The organism is Nocardiopsis flavescens (genome assembly GCF_900141985.1).
Taxonomy (GTDB): Bacteria; Actinomycetota; Actinomycetes; order Streptosporangiales; family Streptosporangiaceae; genus Nocardiopsis; species Nocardiopsis flavescens.
The window spans coordinates 1-1,911 of the sequence record NZ_FQZK01000071.1; the positions used below are offsets into that span (position 1 = coordinate 1).

A 1,911-nucleotide genomic window follows, 5' to 3' on the forward strand; every position below is an offset into this window, starting at 1 on the left:
TTCCGCGAAAACGCCGGTTTGGCGGGTCGCAGAAACACTGATAAAGTGAAGACACAACAAAGCGGAAACGCAGACGCCTTCCACGGAAGAGCAACACGGACCCAGGTCCGGTGCTTGTACGGGAAGGGCGGTTGCTTCTTGAGAACTCAACAGCGCGTGTTCGATTTTTACAGCCAAGTTTGTTTTGGCCCCGTCACACGACGGCGAAGTCGGTGAGATTTCGTCCGGAGTGTGCGAGGTTCCTTTGATTGAACCGGAAGGTTCGGTCAGGATTTCTTCTAGGTTTCCGCGCCCCTTGCGGGGTTCGCGGTGTTTGACCTTTATGGAGAGTTTGATCCTGGCTCAGGACGAACGCTGGCGGCGTGCTTAACACATGCAAGTCGAGCGGTAAGGCCCTTCGGGGTACACGAGCGGCGAACGGGTGAGTAACACGTGAGCAACCTGCCCCTGACTCCGGGATAAGCGGTGGAAACGCCGTCTAATACCGGATACGACCCTCCACCTCATGGTGGTGGGTGGAAAGTTTTTCGGTCGGGGATGGGCTCGCGGCCTATCAGCTTGTTGGTGGGGTAACGGCCTACCAAGGCGATTACGGGTAGCCGGCCTGAGAGGGCGACCGGCCACACTGGGACTGAGACACGGCCCAGACTCCTGCGGGAGGCAGCAGTGGGGAATATTGCGCAATGGGCGAAAGCCTGACGCAGCGACGCCGCGTGGGGGATGACGGCCTTCGGGTTGTAAACCTCTTTTACCACTCACGCAGGCTCCACGTTTTCGTGGGGTTGACGGTAGGTGGGGAATAAGGACCGGCTAACTACGTGCCAGCAGCCGCGGTAATACGTAGGGTCCGAGCGTTGTCCGGAATTATTGGGCGTAAAGAGCTCGTAGGCGGCGTGTCGCGTCTGCTGTGAAAGACCGGGGCTTAACCCCGGTTCTGCAGTGGATACGGGCATGCTAGAGGTAGGTAGGGGAGACTGGAATTCCTGGTGTAGCGGTGAAATGCGCAGATATCAGGAGGAACACCGGTGGCGAAGGCGGGTCTCTGGGCCTTACCTGACGCTGAGGAGCGAAAGCATGGGGAGCGAACAGGATTAGATACCCTGGTAGTCCATGCCGTAAACGTTGGGCGCTAGGTGTGGGGACTTTCCACGGTTTCCGCGCCGTAGCTAACGCATTAAGCGCCCCGCCTGGGGAGTACGGCCGCAAGGCTAAAACTCAAAGGAATTGACGGGGGCCCGCACAAGCGGCGGAGCATGTTGCTTAATTCGACGCAACGCGAAGAACCTTACCAAGGTTTGACATCACCCGTGGACCTGCAGAGATGTGGGGTCATTTAGTTGGCGGGTGACAGGTGGTGCATGGCTGTCGTCAGCTCGTGTCGTGAGATGTTGGGTTAAGTCCCGCAACGAGCGCAACCCTTGTTCCATGTTGCCAGCACGTAATGGTGGGGACTCATGGGAGACTGCCGGGGTCAACTCGGAGGAAGGTGGGGACGACGTCAAGTCATCATGCCCCTTATGTCTTGGGCTGCAAACATGCTACAATGGCCGGTACAATGGGCGTGCGATACCGTGAGGTGGAGCGAATCCCTAAAAGCCGGTCTCAGTTCGGATTGGGGTCTGCAACTCGACCCCATGAAGGTGGAGTCGCTAGTAATCGCGGATCAGCAACGCCGCGGTGAATACGTTCCCGGGCCTTGTACACACCGCCCGTCACGTCATGAAAGTCGGCAACACCCGAAACTTGTGGCCTAACCCCTTGTGGGAGGGAATGAGTGAAGGTGGGGCTGGCGATTGGGACGAAGTCGTAACAAGGTAGCCGTACCGGAAGGTGCGGCTGGATCACCTCCTTTCTAAGGAGTCTTTTCAGGCCAACACTTTTCCTATGGTTGGCCGGACTCGAAAGTGGACC

At 57.9% G+C, this 1,911-nt stretch carries 1 rRNA gene; it reads left to right on the forward strand.

The annotated features are described in order from the left end of the window. Nucleotides 1-319: 319 nt before the first annotated feature. Nucleotides 320-1,852, forward strand: a 16S ribosomal RNA gene (locus tag BUE45_RS31060). The last annotated feature ends 59 nt before the right edge of the window (nt 1,853-1,911 follow it).